Source organism: Microbacterium sp. NPDC057407 (assembly GCF_042803895.1).
Classification (GTDB): Bacteria; Actinomycetota; Actinomycetes; order Actinomycetales; family Microbacteriaceae; genus Microbacterium.
Window position 1 is genome coordinate 1 of the sequence record NZ_JBHVCA010000009.1, and the last position, 14500, is coordinate 14500.

16 protein-coding genes are annotated in these 14500 nt (G+C 69.8%); 2 read left to right on the plus strand and 14 right to left on the minus strand.

Annotated features, from left to right (window positions below; translation table 11 throughout):
* Positions 1-432: 432 nt before the first annotated feature.
* Genes ACFUTX_RS16140 through ACFUTX_RS16150 form a run of 3 tightly spaced genes read right to left on the minus strand, consistent with a single transcriptional unit; the run spans position 433 to position 2551 of the window.
* Complete coding sequence (locus ACFUTX_RS16140; RefSeq protein WP_378867024.1) at positions 433-1044, minus strand: hypothetical protein; 612 nt, start codon at positions 1042-1044, stop codon at positions 433-435.
* Entirely contained in the window at positions 1041-1580 is a 540-nt protein-coding gene (locus ACFUTX_RS16145; RefSeq protein WP_378867027.1) for a GNAT family N-acetyltransferase, read from the minus strand. The genes ACFUTX_RS16140 and ACFUTX_RS16145 overlap by 4 nt, the downstream gene beginning before the upstream one ends.
* Positions 1581-1618: 38 nt before the next feature.
* Entirely contained in the window at positions 1619-2551 is a 933-nt protein-coding gene (locus ACFUTX_RS16150) for an NADP-dependent oxidoreductase (protein WP_378867030.1), read from the minus strand.
* A gap of 108 nt (positions 2552-2659) precedes the next feature.
* Between ACFUTX_RS16150 and ACFUTX_RS16155 the strand changes: the two genes are divergently transcribed.
* Positions 2660-3157 carry a MarR family winged helix-turn-helix transcriptional regulator gene (locus tag ACFUTX_RS16155; RefSeq protein WP_378867033.1) on the plus strand — a complete coding sequence of 166 codons (498 nt, stop codon included), beginning with the start codon at positions 2660-2662 and terminating at the stop codon, positions 3155-3157.
* Between the two features lies 1 nt (position 3158).
* Here ACFUTX_RS16155 and ACFUTX_RS16160 read toward each other — a convergent pair whose 3' ends face one another.
* The 7 genes from ACFUTX_RS16160 to ACFUTX_RS16190 form a co-directional block, all read right to left on the minus strand.
* Complete coding sequence (locus tag ACFUTX_RS16160) at positions 3159-3827, minus strand: response regulator (protein ID WP_378867036.1); 669 nt, start codon at positions 3825-3827, stop codon at positions 3159-3161.
* A complete protein-coding gene (locus ACFUTX_RS16165) occupies positions 3824-5113 on the minus strand; it encodes a sensor histidine kinase (protein WP_378867039.1) in 1290 nt (429 codons plus the stop codon). Before ACFUTX_RS16165 ends, ACFUTX_RS16160 begins: the two co-directional genes overlap by 4 nt.
* A 9-nt stretch (positions 5114-5122) precedes the next feature.
* Positions 5123-5971 carry an ABC transporter permease subunit gene (locus ACFUTX_RS16170; protein ID WP_378867042.1) on the minus strand — a complete coding sequence of 283 codons (849 nt, stop codon included), beginning with the start codon at positions 5969-5971 and terminating at the stop codon, positions 5123-5125.
* Positions 5968-6879: an ABC transporter ATP-binding protein gene (locus tag ACFUTX_RS16175; RefSeq protein WP_378867045.1), complete on the minus strand. Its 912-nt coding sequence runs from the start codon at positions 6877-6879 to the stop codon at positions 5968-5970. The genes ACFUTX_RS16170 and ACFUTX_RS16175 overlap by 4 nt, the downstream gene beginning before the upstream one ends.
* A gap of 247 nt (positions 6880-7126) precedes the next feature.
* Positions 7127-7495 (minus strand): YciI family protein, encoded by a 369-nt coding sequence (locus ACFUTX_RS16180; protein ID WP_378867047.1) that lies wholly within the window; start codon positions 7493-7495, stop codon positions 7127-7129.
* A gap of 97 nt (positions 7496-7592) precedes the next feature.
* Entirely contained in the window at positions 7593-7880 is a 288-nt protein-coding gene (locus ACFUTX_RS16185; protein WP_378867050.1) for a YciI family protein, read from the minus strand.
* 172 nt (positions 7881-8052) lie between these two features.
* The gene (locus tag ACFUTX_RS16190; RefSeq protein ID WP_378867053.1) at positions 8053-8394 is read right to left on the minus strand and encodes an ATP-dependent DNA ligase; all 342 of its coding nucleotides are present in this window, start codon (positions 8392-8394) and stop codon (positions 8053-8055) included.
* Between the two features lie 103 nt (positions 8395-8497).
* On the opposite strand from ACFUTX_RS16190, the gene ACFUTX_RS16195 reads away from it, so the two are divergent.
* Entirely contained in the window at positions 8498-9217 is a 720-nt protein-coding gene (locus ACFUTX_RS16195) for a TetR/AcrR family transcriptional regulator C-terminal domain-containing protein (RefSeq protein WP_378867056.1), read from the plus strand.
* Between the two features lie 21 nt (positions 9218-9238).
* On the opposite strand, the gene ACFUTX_RS16200 is transcribed toward ACFUTX_RS16195, so the two are convergent.
* The 4 genes from ACFUTX_RS16200 to ACFUTX_RS16215 all read right to left on the minus strand — a co-directional run bounded on the left by ACFUTX_RS16200 (position 9239) and on the right by ACFUTX_RS16215 (position 14469).
* Complete coding sequence (locus tag ACFUTX_RS16200) at positions 9239-10663, minus strand: rhamnulokinase family protein (RefSeq protein WP_378867059.1); 1425 nt, start codon at positions 10661-10663, stop codon at positions 9239-9241.
* Between the two features lie 109 nt (positions 10664-10772).
* Positions 10773-12809: a bifunctional aldolase/short-chain dehydrogenase gene (locus ACFUTX_RS16205; RefSeq protein WP_378867062.1), complete on the minus strand. Its 2037-nt coding sequence runs from the start codon at positions 12807-12809 to the stop codon at positions 10773-10775.
* Positions 12810-12922: 113 nt separating this feature from the next.
* Positions 12923-14089, minus strand: a complete 1167-nt coding sequence (gene rhaI / locus ACFUTX_RS16210; protein WP_378867065.1) for an L-rhamnose isomerase — start codon at positions 14087-14089, stop codon at positions 12923-12925.
* Positions 14086-14469 carry an L-rhamnose mutarotase gene (locus ACFUTX_RS16215; RefSeq protein WP_378867068.1) on the minus strand — a complete coding sequence of 128 codons (384 nt, stop codon included), beginning with the start codon at positions 14467-14469 and terminating at the stop codon, positions 14086-14088. The genes rhaI and ACFUTX_RS16215 overlap by 4 nt, the downstream gene beginning before the upstream one ends.
* Positions 14470-14500: the final 31 nt, after the last annotated feature.

The window sequence follows — 14500 nt, forward strand, 5'->3', positions numbered from 1 at the left end:
CCGTGGAGCGGATGTGAGGGTGGTACCCACATCGTCCCGGAGGTCTTCGCCTACCTCAGGTGTTCACAACGTGTCGGGGAAGAACAGCTAGCCCGTCGATGCTCCCGGAACGCCGTGTGCTGTTGCACCTGAAGGACCCAAACAGAGATCCACGTCCTTTGCCTCACCCCTTGCCAATCCGAGGACCAGAAGCTAAACGCGCGAGCGGGCACCGGACCAGCCGGTGCCCGCTCCTCGTGGGGTGTGCCGCGATCGTGTCAGCGGCGACCCGGGCCGTCGTGGCGGTCGTCGCGGTCGTAGAACTCGCGGCTTCCGGCCTTCGCCAGACCACGGCTGACCATGTAGCCGATCGTCAGGATCGTGGCGTACAGCCACGCCTTGTCGGCGCCGAAGCCCTGGCCGGCTTCGGGGCCGAGGCATCCGTCGTCATCGTCAGCGCGACGCGGACCGACTTCTTCTCCAGGTCGCGAGCACGACGACGAGCAGATAGACGAGGCTCGCGGCGACGAGCACTCCGGCCAGCCCGAGCGCGGCGAGCTTGAGTCCCTTCGCGATCAGCCCGGCCGCGATCCAGCCGGGCCCGGCGCTCGACGCCACCGCGCCGGCCCAGCCGACGTTCTCGGCGTAGTCGAACAGCGCCGGCAGCAGGCACGCGAGCGCGAGCCACACGGGGACCGTCCACCGGGTGCGGCGATTCGCCGCCGTCAGCGCACCGAAGACGACGCCGGACAGCAGCAGCGCCGCCAGGAGCGGGAAGAAGAAGTCGATGAACAGGAAGAGCTCGTACGCGGCCACCGCCTGCCCCGAGTAGGCGTCGATCTGCGCGGTCGCCGTCGCGGCGTCGAGGTCGTTCTGCGTGTCGAGCGTCGGCACGCCCGCGATCCCCTCGAACACCGCGTCCGCCCGGAAGAGCGCCCACTGGCTCAGCACCACCGCCACGACCAGCCCGACGATCCGTGCCGGCGACCGCCAGAACCACCCGACCGGGCGGAGAGCACGCTGAAGGATGCCGGACCCCGGCGCGCGCTCGGCAGTCGGTGTCATGACGTCGGGTGGCGTGCTTCCCACTCGGGTCGCAGCATCCCCATCACCACGATGTCTTCGTACCGTCCTCGCACCCATGCGTGTTCGCGCAGGCGCCCCTCGACGACGAAGCCCGCCTTCTCGTAGGCGCGGACAGCCGCGGCGTTGGACGCGATGGCCTGCAGGTGGACCCGCCGCAGGTTGCAGCGGACGAACGCGAACCGGAGGATCTGCTCGATCGCGGCGGTGCCGATGCCGCGGCCCCGCGCATCCGCCCGAAGGGCGATGCCCACCTCGGCGTGGCGGGCGAGGTCGTCGAACGAGAAGAGGGAGACGCTGCCGACGGCGTCGCCGTCCGCCTCGACGACGAAGTCCATTCCCTTGTCGGCGCCGCTGTCGACCTCGGCGAGACGGTCTTCGAAGGCCTTCCGCGTCAGCGGCGCCGGCAGGGACGGGCGCCGCTCCTCCCACGTCTCCAGGTCGGACGCGACGGCGTACAGTACGTCGACGTCGGCCTCGGTGCGCGCCCGCAGGGTGACAGTGGCATTCCCCGGCATAAGGGGAACTCTATCGGGGGCCGGAGACGCGGCCGGGGTCACGGGGCCAGCACGATCACCTTGCCGGGGATGCGCCCGGCCGCACCCTCGGCGTGGATCACGCGCAGGTCGCCGAACGGGATCCGGCGCGTGACCTCGAGTGTCAGTTCGCCGCGGTCGACCAGCGCGACCAGTTCGGTCAGACGCTCGCGGTGGGGGCGCACGAACACGGTCGCCGCGCGGACGCCGCGGCCGTCGTCACCGGGCGTGGCCATGAAGGCGGTGGTGCTGACCACCGCGCCCCCGTCGCGGACCGCGGCGACGTTCGCGGCGAACTGCTCCGGCGTGATCGGGGCGAGATTCAGCAGCACGTCGACCGTCCCTTCGAGCGCGTCGAGCGGGTCGCTCATCGTGTGATCGATGACCTGGTCGGCACCCGCCGCGCGCACGGCGTCGAGGCTTCGGGGGCTCGCGGTAGCCACCACGAAGACACCTGCGCGCTTCGCGAGCTGGATGGCGTACTTTCCGACGACGCCGCCGGCGCCGACGATCAGCACCCGCTGTCCTCGCTCGAGGCGACCCTCGTCGAACAGAGCCTGCCACGCGGTCAGCGCGACCGACGGCAGGGCCGCGGCATCCGTCAACGCCACGCTCGTGGGCGCGGCGACCAGCGCCTCTGCCGGTGCGATGACGAACTCGGCCGCCCCGCCGTCGCGCTCCATCGGCAGGAAACCGATCACCGCGTCGCCGATCGCCAGATCGCCGACGCCCGCACCCAGGGCGTCGACGACACCCGAGACGTCGTACCCGGGAACGTGCGGAAGCTGGACGGGGATCGGCAGGAATCCGGCACGCATGCCGTTGTCCGCCGCGTTGTAGGCGGAGGCCGCCACTCGCACGCGCACCTCGCCCGGGCCGGGAACCGGCAGATCGACCTCGTCGATCTCGAGGACCTCCGGTCCGCCGACCTCGTGGAACCGCCATGCCTTCATGATGTCGTCCTTTCATCAGTGCTTCGGATTCGAAGCAACGACGACGCTACCACCGCTTCGAGTTCGAAGCAACTACTTCGAGTTCGCAGCACTGGCTACACTCGGAGCATGACCGACCCGGACGCCCCCACCCCGTCGCAGCTGAACGCCTACTTCGCGCTCATCGAGGTGAGCAGCCTGCTGCGTCACGCGGTCGAGAAGCAGCTGAAGAACGCCGGCGATCTCAGCTACGTGCAGTTCCAGCTACTGGCGCGGCTCAACGATCTGCCCCAGGGCCGCACCCGGATGACCGACCTGGCCGACGGAGTCGTCTACAGCCGGAGCGGCCTGACCTACCAGGCGCAGCTGCTCGAACAGCGCGGACTCATCACGCGCTCGCCGTCCCCCGATGACGAGCGCGGCACGCTCGTCAGCCTCACCGATGCCGGCCGAGCGGTGCTCGACCTGGTCTTCCCCGGCCACCTCGCGCTGCTGCACGAGCTCTTCCTCGACCCGCTCCGCGCCGACGACATCCGCCGCCTCGGCGACATCCTCGGCCGCGTCCGCGAGCACATGCGCGCTCTGCCGCCCCGATCGGCCGCACCTCGTCGGAAGTCGGCCGACTGAATCACGCCCGCGGGACGAGGCCGTGCTCGTACGCGAAGATGACCAGCTGCACCCGGTCGCGCGCGCCGAGCTTCGCGAGAAGGCGGCCCACGTGGGTCTTGACCGTCGACTCGGCGAGGAAGTGCTGATCGGCGATCTCGGTGTTGCTCAACCCCGCGCCGATCGCCACGAGGATCTCGCGCTCGCGCGCGGTGAGCATCGCGAGTTCGGGCGACTCTTCCGCACCAGCCGTGCGCGGCAGTTCCTGCCCGAACAGTTCGATCAAGCGGCGGGTGACCCGCGGCGCGAGAGCCGCGTCCCCCGCGTGCACCGTGCGGATCGCCGCGAGGAGCTCGGCGGGCCGCGCGTCCTTGAGCAGGAATCCACTCGCTCCCGCGCGGATCGCTGCGAACGCGTGCTCGTCGAGGTCGAACGTGGTCAGCACCAGGACGCGAGTCGAACGCGTTGCCGCGACGATGGTCTCGGTTGCCGCGATGCCGTCGACCCCCGGCATCCGCACGTCCATCAGCACCACGTCCACGCTTCGCGACCGTGTCAGCTCGACGGCTTCACGACCGTCGGACGCCTCGCCCACGACCTCGATGTCGGGCTCGGCCTCGAGCATCATCCGCAGACCCGCGCGCACGAGCAGCTGATCATCGGCGATCGCCACGCGGATGCGTTCGTTCACGAGCTCACCGCCCCGGCTGAGGATGTCGGGAGCACGGCGTGGACGCGCCATCCCCCGAACGGCCGCGGTCCGGCTGTGAAGCTGCCGCCGTAGAGTGCGACGCGCTCACGCATGCCGATGAGGCCGTGCCCACCGTCGTCCGCCGGCACAGCCGCCGCCGGCACGGCGTCGTCGACCACCTCGATCCGGACCTCTCCGTCGGAGTGGCTGATCGAGACGTCGACATGTTGAGCGGATGCCGCGTGCCGGAGCGTGTTGGTCAGCGCCTCCTGCACGATGCGGTACACCGTCAGCTCCAGGTTGGCGTCGGCCACGGGGGCACCGGTCATGGACAGCCGCACCGGAAGTCCGGCGGCGCGGAAGCTGCCGATGAGGTCCGGCAGCGCCGCGGTACCCGGCTGGGGTTTACGGCCCTCCGTAGCCGACGCCGCGGGTTCGGACAGCACGCCCAGCATCCGGCGCATGTCGGCGAGCGCGTCGCGTCCGGCCTCGGCGACGATCCGCATGCCGTCGGCCGCTCGCGCGGGTTCGGTGGTCGCCGCGGCCGCGCTGCCCTCGGCCAGGGTGACCATGACCGTGAGGCTGTGCGACACGATGTCGTGCATCTCCCGAGCGATCCGCGAGCGTTCGACCGCCGTGGCGAGTCGCGCCTGCTGATCCCGCTCCCGCGCGAGATCACCGACCCGCGCGATGAGCGCCGCGAGATAGCGACGCTGGTTGCCGACGTTCACGCCGATGAGCGTGGCGATGAGCATCGCCGCGACGACGAGAGCCGACGCGACGTACGGCGAGGCCGTCGGCGTTGCGCCCCCGTCGGCGGGGAGCCCGGCCGCGATGAAGGCGGACACGATGCCGACGACCGCCGAGATCCCGAGGGCGATCCACGCCGCCCGCGTCGACCCGTAGACGGCCAGGGCGTACAGTGCCACGAGGATCGCGAAGACGTCGACCGACTCCAGGGGGTACACCAGGAGGCTCGAGCACCAGGCGGCGGCCGCGAGCACCCACGGACGGCGACGCCGGAACAGGAACATCACCGCCGTGGTCCCGGCGACGACGATGATCGCCACGACGACCGCCCACGCCGGCACGGTGCCGGCCTGGGCCGTAGCGATCGTCCCGGCGATCGTCGGGATGAAGTATGCGGCGGCGACGAGGCCGTCGACGAGCCGCGGATGCCGCGACCAGAACCGGCGGATCGCTCCGGGCGGCCGGGGAAGGCGCACGGCTCCCCCGGCCACCGTCATCGGGTGACCGGGGGAGGCCGATGGTTCCGCTTCCGCCATGCTCGGACTCTACGCGTCGCGTCGGCGCATCAGCACCGCCGCCGCGGTGAGGGATACGGTCACCCAGATCCCGGCGACGAGCAGGTTGGCCCAGACGCCGAACGCGTCTCCCACGGACTCCAGGCTCGACGAGGAGTAGATGCCGGATCCGGCCGTCGAGAAGAGGTACGGAACCAGGTCCTGCGCCCATTCGGCGGGGATGAGCTGCAGCACGATCGGCAGGAGCAGCAGCACGCCCAGGACCGCCGCGATGCCGCCCGCGCTGCTGCGCACGACCGCGCCGACGCCGAGCGCGAAGAGCGCCACCATCGCCAGCCACACCGCCGCTCCGAGGATCGGCCAGAACACGGCCGGCTCGGCCAGCGGGGCCGAGATGCCCTCCCCCGCGAACACGAGCGAGGCGGCGACGTAGCCCGCGAGATTCGCGACGATCCCGACGAGGAAGGTCGCGGCGAACAGCACGACCGCCTTGGCTGCGAGCGCCGGAAGGCGCGTCGGTATCGCCGCGAAGGTCGAGCGGATCATGCCCGTCGTGTACTCGCCGCTGATGACGAGCACCCCGAGCACGCCCGCGACGAGCTGCGCGAAGAGAACTCCCGCGAGAGAGGCCTGCACGACCGACCCGGCAGTGCCGTCGGTCGCGTCGATCGCCGCCGATCCCTCGGGCATGGTGGTGAGAGCAAACGCGACGAGCGCCGCCATCCCGAGAGAGATGGCGATCACGATGGCGTATGACCAGACCGTCGAGCGCAGGCTGCGCAGTTTGATCCATTCGGACCGGAGCGCGCCCCCGAACGACGGGTCGGCGCCGTTCGGCTTCGAGGGGCGGAGTTCGGACTGCAGGGAAAGGGTGGTCATCGGACCACCTCCGTTCGGTACTCGACCGCGTCGGCGGTCAGGCTCATGTACGCCTCTTCGAGGGAGGCATTGAGGGGGGTGAGCTCGTGGAGGACGAGCCCGTGGTGCGAGGCGAGGTCGCCGACCTGCGACGCCTCCATGCCGGTGATCTCGATCCGGTCGGCATCCGACTGCGTCACCGTCACGTCGCCCGCGGCGACGAGCCGGGCGAGATCGTCGACCCGCGGCGAGCGAACCCGCACGCGGGGTCCGGTGCCGCCCGCGATGATGTCGGCGACCGGAGCGTCGGCGATGATCCGTCCCTTGCCGAGCACGATGAGGTGGTCGGCGGTGAGCGCCATCTCGCTCATGAGGTGCGACGAGAGGAAGACGGTGCGTCCCTCCGCGGCCAGGTGCTTGACGAGACGACGCACCCACAGCACGCCCTCGGGATCGAGCCCGTTGACCGGCTCGTCGAGGATGAGCGTCGCCGGGTCGGCGATCAGCGCTGCGGCGATGCCCAGGCGCTGCCCCATGCCGAGCGAGAACGCGCCCACCCTCTTGCGGGCCACCGACTCGAGCCCCGTCATCTCGATGACCTCGCGGACCCGCGTCGCTCCCAGTCCGTGCGTCGCGGCCATCGCCAACAGGTGGTTGTAGGCGGTTCGCCCGGTGTGCACCGCCTTGGCGTCCAGCAGCGCGCCGACCTCCCGCAGCGGGGCACGGTGCTGCGCGTACGGCTTCCCGTTCACGGTCACGGTGCCGGCTGTCGGCCGGTCGAGGCCGACGATCATGCGCATCGTCGTGGACTTGCCGGCTCCGTTCGGCCCGAGGAACCCGGTCACCCGACCGGGTCGCACAACGAAGTCGATTCCGTTGACGGCGGTCTTCGCGCCGTACTTCTTGGTGAGACCTTCTGCTCTGATCATGACCGCAACGGTACGTTCGCCGGGTTCCGGCCACATCGGACTGCGGCATCGTCCTCGGGGCGCGGCCTGGTACCTCAGTACGACGTCGCCGATGCACTGTTGTCCGCGGCGGACGTCCGCCCGGTGAGAGTCCGGACAGTCAGCGCACCGTCCGCGGGTGAAGGAGAACGGATGCCGCGACCCTTCGCTCGATCCCTCGTCACCGTCCGATGCGCGGGAGGTGGTGGGGTCGCGGCATCCGATCTGCTCACTCCTCGGACTGGCCGGAGACGGTCAGAATCGGGCGGATCTCCACGCCCCAGCCGGGCAGTTCCAGGAACGGCCACGTCTGGACCAGCGCAACCGCGGCGTCCATGTCCGGGACGTCGATGACGCTGAAGCCGCCGACGACCTCCTTGGCCTCGGAGTACGGTCCATCGACCGGAACAGGACCGCTCCCGCTGTACTTCACGGTCTTCGCCGTGTCGGCGGGCTGCAGCTGGGCGCCACCATCGGCGATCTGCGCCGCGTTGTCTCCGTACCACTGGTAGGCGCGTGCGTAGAGGGCCTGCATCCGTTCTTCGGGCACTTGGGCGTCGAGCTCGGGGTCGAAGGTGAACATGATGACGTACTTCACGGTCGTGTCCTCTCGTCAGTGGAACCGTTTCACCACTACGGCGAACGAGCAAGCGCGTTTTCGACAGCGCGCCGGAAACCCGCCTGCCCGGCGCCGATCAGAAGGGGTTCGTCGATGGGTCCACGACCGCGCGCACCTCGACGCCGCCGCCGGGTGCCGGGCACTGCGTGGCGATCTCGACGGCGTGCTCGAGGTCGCGCGCCTCGATGACGTAGTAGCCGTTGATGGACCCATTCGTCTGAACGAACGGGCCCTCGGTGACCGTGCTGCCACCCCGGATGCTGGCGGCGGAGGCCGTGGGCGCGAGCGCCTCGCCGCGAGCGACCCGCCGAGCTCGACGACCTGCTCGCGGAAGGTGTTGTGCGCGTCGACCACGGCTTCCCACGCCTCGGGTGTCGCGTTGATGTAGAACGTCGGGTCGTCGTAGATGAGGATGGCGAACTTCGACATGGTGCTGGCTCCTTCACTCTCGCGGGCCGGCGTCTCCGGCTCCGTCGAGAGGACAGCGAACGACCCGCCCCGAATTCGACAGCTGGGCCGAGATCTGTGGGTTGGCCTTACTGATCGAGGTCTGCCTCGCCCAGACCGGCGCCGACGGCGGAGGCCTGGGGCTCGGGGAGCACGCGGAGCCCTTGCGGGGAGTTCGCGGCGGCCACCAGGGCCTCCAGCCAGTGACGGTTGAGAGTCGGGGGGCGCCCGCCGTTGTACCTGAACGCCAGCAGCGCATGGGAGTGCACCCAGACACTGGTGCGTCCGGAGCCGAGCGAGATGTCCCGGTTCCAGGCGAAGAGGAAGGGCTCGTTGCGGCGCAGCTTCTGCACGATGACGACTTCCAGATGCGCGAGGACGCGGTCGTCGAAGTCGTGACTGATGGTGTCGCCGTACTGGAACTTGCCCACGTCCCCTCCCCTCGTCGAGTGAGCCCTCCGGCTTAGCTTACGGCGTAAGCGTGGTTAGCGTGTACGTGACGGACCCGCATCGCGGGGGTGAGATGGGAGTGCCATGACGGAGCGCGGCGGGCAGCAGAAGCGGCAGGCATCGGCCGCCGGAAAACTGAGCCGCGCACTCATCGTCCAGACCGCGCTCGAGCAGATCGACAGCCAAGGCGCCCAGGGCCTGTCGATGCGCTCGCTGGCCCAGGCGCTGGGCGTGGAGGCGATGTCGCTCTACCGGTACGTGCACGGTCGGGAAGATCTCCTCGAGGGCGTCGTCGATCTGCTGATGGGCAATCTGACGTCACAACTCGACGACGAGCTCTCCGAACACTGGCAAGGGTTCCTGCAGACCCTCGCCCACCAGGTCCGGCAGATCGCCATCGACCACCCCAACGCGTTCCCCCTCGTGGCCACCCGTCATCCGGCGGCGCCGTGGCTTCGGCCCCCGCTCCGAAGCATCGAGGTCGTCGACGCCTTCCTGAGCGCGCTGATCGGCCATGGGTTCAGCGATGAGCAGGCGGTGGACGCATACCGCTCATTCAGCAGCTTCCTTCTCGGGCAGCTGCTCCTGGAGTCCGCTGTCCGCGGCGCGCAGACGAGCCCCGTGGAGGAGCCACTCGACGAGGGGGACGCCGACATCCCGGAGCGGGACGGCCGAGCCGACCTGGACGGAGCGCCTCAGGTGGAGCGCCTTCGCCCCCTCCTCAGCGAAGACCGCAGCGACGAAGAGTTCGAGGTCGCCCTCGAGACGCTCCTCGATCGGCTCAACGCGCAGGTCACCCAGTAGCGCCACCGCGCGTGGTCGCGGTCATCGACTTCCCGCCTCGGGCTCGTACCGCACCGGCGGGAAGGCCTCGGCGACCGCTTTGCGGAGGGTCTCGAGCGAGGCATCCGGTCCGAACCAGCCGTGCGTACGCGCCTGCACCAGCACGTTGCCGATCGCGGTGGCCTCGACGGGGCCGGCGAGCACGGGCAGCCCGGATCGGTCGGCCGTCGCCTGGCACAGGAGATTGTTGAGGGATCCGCCACCGACCAGGTGAATCACGTCGATGTCGCGTCCGGTGAGACGCCCGGCGGTGTCGACCGCGGTCGCGAAGGCGTCTGCGATGCTCTCGATGATGGCGCGCACGAGCGTTGGGCGTGATCCGGGCACGGCAGCTCCGGTCTCGTCGATCACGGCGGCGATGCGCACGGGCATGTCTCCGGGCGCCGATAGGCGGGGGTCGTTGGCGTCGAAGATCGGAACGCCACCGTCGACGGATGCCGCAGCCTCCAGCAGCTCCGGAAGGTCGATCGCCGAGCCGTCCTCCGCCTCCCAGGCGCGCACGGATTCGCTCAGCAGCCACAGGCCGGTGACGTTGTGGAGGAAGCGAACCCGTCCGTCGACGCCGCCTTCGTTTGTGAAGTTCGCCTCGCGCGCAGCATCCGTCAGAACCGGCTCCTCCAGCTCGATGCCGACGAGACCCCAGGTGCCGCAGGAGATGAACGCGGCGTTCGGCGAGCTCAGCGGAACCGCGACGACGGCCGAGGCGGTGTCGTGCGATCCGACCGCGACGACCTCGACCGGCGCACCGATGCGCTCACGGGCCGCACCTCGCAGCGGTCCGAGGTGCGTCCCGGGATCGACGAGGCGAGGAAGGACGGATGCCGGGATCCCGAGCCGTTCGGCCGACTCGAGGTCCCACTCCCCCGTGCGCACATCGAGCAGTCCGGTGGTCGACGCGTTGGTGCGCTCGGCCACCTGTGCGCCCGTGAGGAGGAAGGCGACTAGATCCGGGATGAGGAGCGCGACATCCGCATCGCTCAGCGCGCGCTCGGTGACGTACTGGTACAGCGTGTTGAACGGCAGGAACTGCAACCCGTTGCGGCGGTAGAGCTCGTCGAACGGGACCACGGCGTGCACCTGCTCGACCCCGCGGACGGTGCGCTCATCGCGGTAGTGGAACGGCTCGGCGAGCAGCTCGCCGCCCGCGACCAGGCCGTAGTCCACCGCCCAGGAGTCGATGCCGATGCTCGCCAGTTCCGGCTCCCGGGCGACGGCTTCGCGCAGGCCCTCGACGACGTGGCGGTACAGCCCGGGGGAGTCCCAGTGCAGGCCGTCGGGCCCGGCCACCGGGCCGTTCGGGAATCGCGAGACCGCCTCGAGTCGAAGCATCCGGTTCTCGACGTACCCGAGCATGACGCGGCCGCTGGTCGCGCCGAGATCGACGGCAGCGACGACGCCGCCGGTCATCGCGGGACCCCGTGTGCGCGACCGCTGCACCTTCCTGCGAGTGCTGCACCGATCGACGCAGCGCTCGCAGGAAACAGCCGCACTCGCGGCCGGATGTCGGACCGGATCGTCATCGCAGGAAGGCGGCGGCGACGCCGGAGTCGACGGGGATGTGCAGGCCCGTCGTCCGGGAGAGCTCGGGGCCGGTCAGCACGTACACGGCGTCGGCGACGTTCTCGGGCACGACCTCGCGCTTGAGGATGGTGCGGTTGGCGTAGAACTGGCCGAGATCCTCTTCCTTGACGCCGTAGGTGGCGGCGCGGTTGGCGCCCCAGCCGGCTGCGAAGATGCCCGAGCCGCGCACGACGCCGTCGGGGTTGATGCCGTTCACGCGCACGCCGTGTTCGCCGAGCTCGACCGCGAGCAGGCGCACCTGGTGGGCCTGGTCGGCCTTGGTCGCCGAGTAGGCGATGTTGTTGGGGCCCGCGAAGACGGAGTTCTTCGACGAGATGTAGATCACGTCGCCGCCCATCTTCTGCTCGATGAGCGCCTTCGCGGCAGCCTTGGCGACCAGGAACGAGCCCTTGGCCATCACGTCGTGCTGCAGGTCCCAGTCCTTCTCGGTGGTCTCGAGCAGCGGCTTCGAGAGCGACAGTCCGGCGTTGTTGACGACAAGGTCGATGCCACCGAACGCGAGCAGGGTCGCGTCGATCGCGGCCTGCACCCCCGCGGCGTCGGCGACGTTCGCGGCCACGCCGATCGCGACATCCGAGTTCCCCAGCTCGGCGGCGGCGGCCTGCGCCTTCTCGAGATCGAGGTCGGCGACGACCACGCAGGCACCCTCGGCGGCGAGGCGGGTCGCGATGGCCTTGCCGATTCCGGATGCCGCGCCGGTGACGAACGCGATGCGGCCCTGGTGGGTCTTGGGCTTGGGCATCCGCTGCAGCTTGGCCTCTTCGAGGGCCCAGTACTCGATGCGGAACTTCTCGGCATCCGAGATCGGGGTGTACGTCGACAGCGCCTCGGCACCGCGCATCACGTTGATCGCGTTGACGTAGAACTCGCCGGCGACCCGGGCGGTCTGCTTGTTGGCACCGTACGAGAACATGCCCACGCCGGGCACGAGCACGATGAGCGGGTCGGCGCCGCGGATCGCGGGCGACTCTGCGGTGGCGTGCGCGTCGTAGTAGGCCTGGTAGTCCGCGCGGTACTGCTCGTGCAGCTCTTTGAGGCGGGAGACGGATGCCTCGACCTCGGCGTCGGCGGGAAGGTCGAGGATCAGCGGCTTGACCTTCGTGCGCAGGAAGTGGTCGGGGCAGCTCGTGCCGAGCGCCGCGAGCGCCGGAGCTTTCTCGGAGGCGAGGAAGTCGAGCACGACGTCGGAGTCGGTGAAGTGGCCGACCATCGGCTTGTCGGTCGACGCGAGCCCGCGGATCGTGGGTGCCAGCGCGGCGGCCTTCGCCCGGCGCTCGGCCTCGGGCAGCGCCTCGTAACCGGTGCGGACGCCGCCGAACGGGTCGGCTCTGCCGTGGCTCTGGATGTACGCGGCTGCGGTCTCGATGATCCAGAGCGAGTTCTGCTCGGCCGTGTCGGAGGTGTCGCCCCACGCGGTGATGCCGTGCCCGCCGAGGATGCAGCCGATCGCCTGCGGGTTCGCGGCCTTGATCTCGGCGATGTCCAGCCCGAGCTGGAACCCGGGACGACGCCACGGCACCCACACGACCTTGTCGCCGAAGATCTTCGGGGTGAGCTCTTCGCCGTCGGCGGCGGTGGCGATCGCGATGCCCGAGTCGGGATGCAGGTGGTCGACGTGCGCGGCATCCACCAGCCCGTGCATGGCCGTGTCGATCGACGGCGCCGCGCCGCCCTTGCCGTGCAGGCAGTAATCGAACGCGGCGACCATCTCGTCCTCGCGCTCCACGCCCGGGTAGACGTCGACAAGGGCGCGCACGCGATCCAGGCGCAGGACTGCCAGGCCCGCCTCGGTGAGCGTGCCGAGGTCGCCGCCTGAGCCCTTGACCCACAGCAGCTCGACCGGCTCGCCGGTGACCGGGTCGGTCTCGGTGCCCTTGGCCGACGTGTTGCCGCCCGCGTAGTTCGTGTTCCTGGGGTCGGCGCCGAGGCGGTTGGACCGCGCGATCAGCTCGGCAGCTGCCGGATTCGTCATGAGTGTTCCTTCGTTGAGCTCTCGAGTCGCCAAGACACGCCGTTCGCGCGCCGCGGCACCGGCGTGTATTGGCGACTCGGTATGGACGTTGAGGTGGGTCGGTGTGGGGAGGGCTACGCGCCCCAGCCGGCCTGGGTGCCGCCGACGCGGTCGGCCGCGATCTGCTGCTGGTATCCGGATGCCGCGTAGGCAGCCATCGGGTCGGCCGGCAGGCCCCGGCTCTCACGCCATTCCGCGAGGGCGGGACGCACGTCGGTGTAGAACGCGTCCATGAACACGGCCTGCGCACCGAGCACATCGTTCGCGGCCTGGGCGGCGGCGAGCGCGTCGCGGTCGACGAGCAAAGCCCGCGCCGTCATCTCCTGCACGTTGAGCACCGAGCGGATCTGCCCGGGGATCTTGTCTTCGATGTTGTGGCACTGGTCGAGCATGAACGCCACGTCGGGGTTGTTGAGGCCGCCGCCGCGGACGACCTCGAACAGGATGCGGAACAGCTGGAACGGGTCGGCCGCCCCGACGATGAGGTCGTCGTCGGCGTAGAAGCGCGAGTTGAAGTCGAACGAGCCGAGCTTCCCGAGCCGCAGCAGCTGCATGACGATGAACTCGATGTTGGTCCCCGGCGCGTGGTGGCCGGTGTCAAGGCACACCATCGCACGGTCGCCGAGCGCGGCCACCTGCGCGTACGACGTGCCCCAGTCCGGGACATCCGTGTGATAGAAAGCCGGCTCGAAGAACTTGTACTCCAGCACGAGGCGCTGCTCGTCGCCGAGCCGTGCGTAGATCTGCTGCAACGAGTCGGCGAGGCGATCTTGCCGGGCGCGCATGTCGTTCTGCCCGGGATAGTTCGAGCCCTCGGCGAGCCAGATCTTGAGGTCGCGGCTGCCGGTGGCGTGCATGATGTCGATGCACTCGTAGTGGTGGTCGATCGCCTTCTGCCGGATCGCGTCGTCAGCGTGGGTGAGGGCGCCGAACTTGTAATCCTCATCCTGGAACGTGTTCGAGTTGATCGTGCCCAGCTTCACGCCCCGGTCTTCGGCATGACGCCGCAGGTCGTCGTAGGAGTCGACCTTGTCCCACGGGATGTGCAGGGCGACGCTCGGCGCGAGGGCGGTGAACTCGTTCACCTTCGCCGCGTCCGCGATCTTCTCGAACGGGTCGCGCGGCGTGCCCGGAGTGGTGAAGACCCGGAACCGGGTGCCCGAGTTGCCGAACGCCCACGAGGGAAGCTCGATGCCCTGGCCCGCCAGCTGGCTCAGGATGTCGGGAGAGAGAGTGCTCACGATGGGTCGCTTTCTGCCCCGGATGCCTCGGCATCCGCGAGCTGGTCGTGCAGGTGGAAGATCTCGGTGAGGCGGGTGGCGGCCTGATCGGGTCGCCCGTCGAGGGCCACGAAGTAGGGCGCCATCTCCGCCTCCCATCGGCTAGCGACGTCGGAGGAGGCGAGGTACGCCTGGGCCGCTGCGTCGTCGTCGGTCTCGTAGTAGCCGATGAGGCGGCCGCCCTCGGCGAGGAAGAGGGAGTAGTTGCGGCGTCCGGATGCCGCGATCTCGGCGAGCATCTCGGAGCGCACGGGGGTGTGCCGGGCGATGTACTCGTCGAGCAGGTCGGGCTTCACCTGAAGCTCGAAGCACACGCGCGTCGTCGCCGTCGTGCTCGTCATCGAACTCTCCTGGGGTGCCGTGTGTGAATCG

Coding starts and splice junctions, on each gene's coding strand:
- ACFUTX_RS16140 (WP_378867024.1), bottom strand. CDS start 1,044: ATGACACCGACTGCCGAGCGCGCGCCGGGGTCCGGCATCCTTCAGCGT.
- ACFUTX_RS16145 (WP_378867027.1), bottom strand. CDS start 1,580: ATGCCGGGGAATGCCACTGTCACCCTGCGGGCGCGCACCGAGGCCGAC.
- ACFUTX_RS16150 (WP_378867030.1), bottom strand. CDS start 2,551: ATGAAGGCATGGCGGTTCCACGAGGTCGGCGGACCGGAGGTCCTCGAG.
- ACFUTX_RS16155 (WP_378867033.1), top strand. CDS start 2,660: ATGACCGACCCGGACGCCCCCACCCCGTCGCAGCTGAACGCCTACTTC.
- ACFUTX_RS16165 (WP_378867039.1), bottom strand. CDS start 5,113: ATGGCGGAAGCGGAACCATCGGCCTCCCCCGGTCACCCGATGACGGTG.
- ACFUTX_RS16170 (WP_378867042.1), bottom strand. CDS start 5,971: ATGACCACCCTTTCCCTGCAGTCCGAACTCCGCCCCTCGAAGCCGAAC.
- ACFUTX_RS16175 (WP_378867045.1), bottom strand. CDS start 6,879: ATGATCAGAGCAGAAGGTCTCACCAAGAAGTACGGCGCGAAGACCGCC.
- ACFUTX_RS16195 (WP_378867056.1), top strand. CDS start 8,498: ATGACGGAGCGCGGCGGGCAGCAGAAGCGGCAGGCATCGGCCGCCGGA.
- ACFUTX_RS16200 (WP_378867059.1), bottom strand. CDS start 10,663: ATGACCGGCGGCGTCGTCGCTGCCGTCGATCTCGGCGCGACCAGCGGC.
- ACFUTX_RS16205 (WP_378867062.1), bottom strand. CDS start 12,809: ATGACGAATCCGGCAGCTGCCGAGCTGATCGCGCGGTCCAACCGCCTC.
- ACFUTX_RS16215 (WP_378867068.1), bottom strand. CDS start 14,469: ATGACGAGCACGACGGCGACGACGCGCGTGTGCTTCGAGCTTCAGGTG.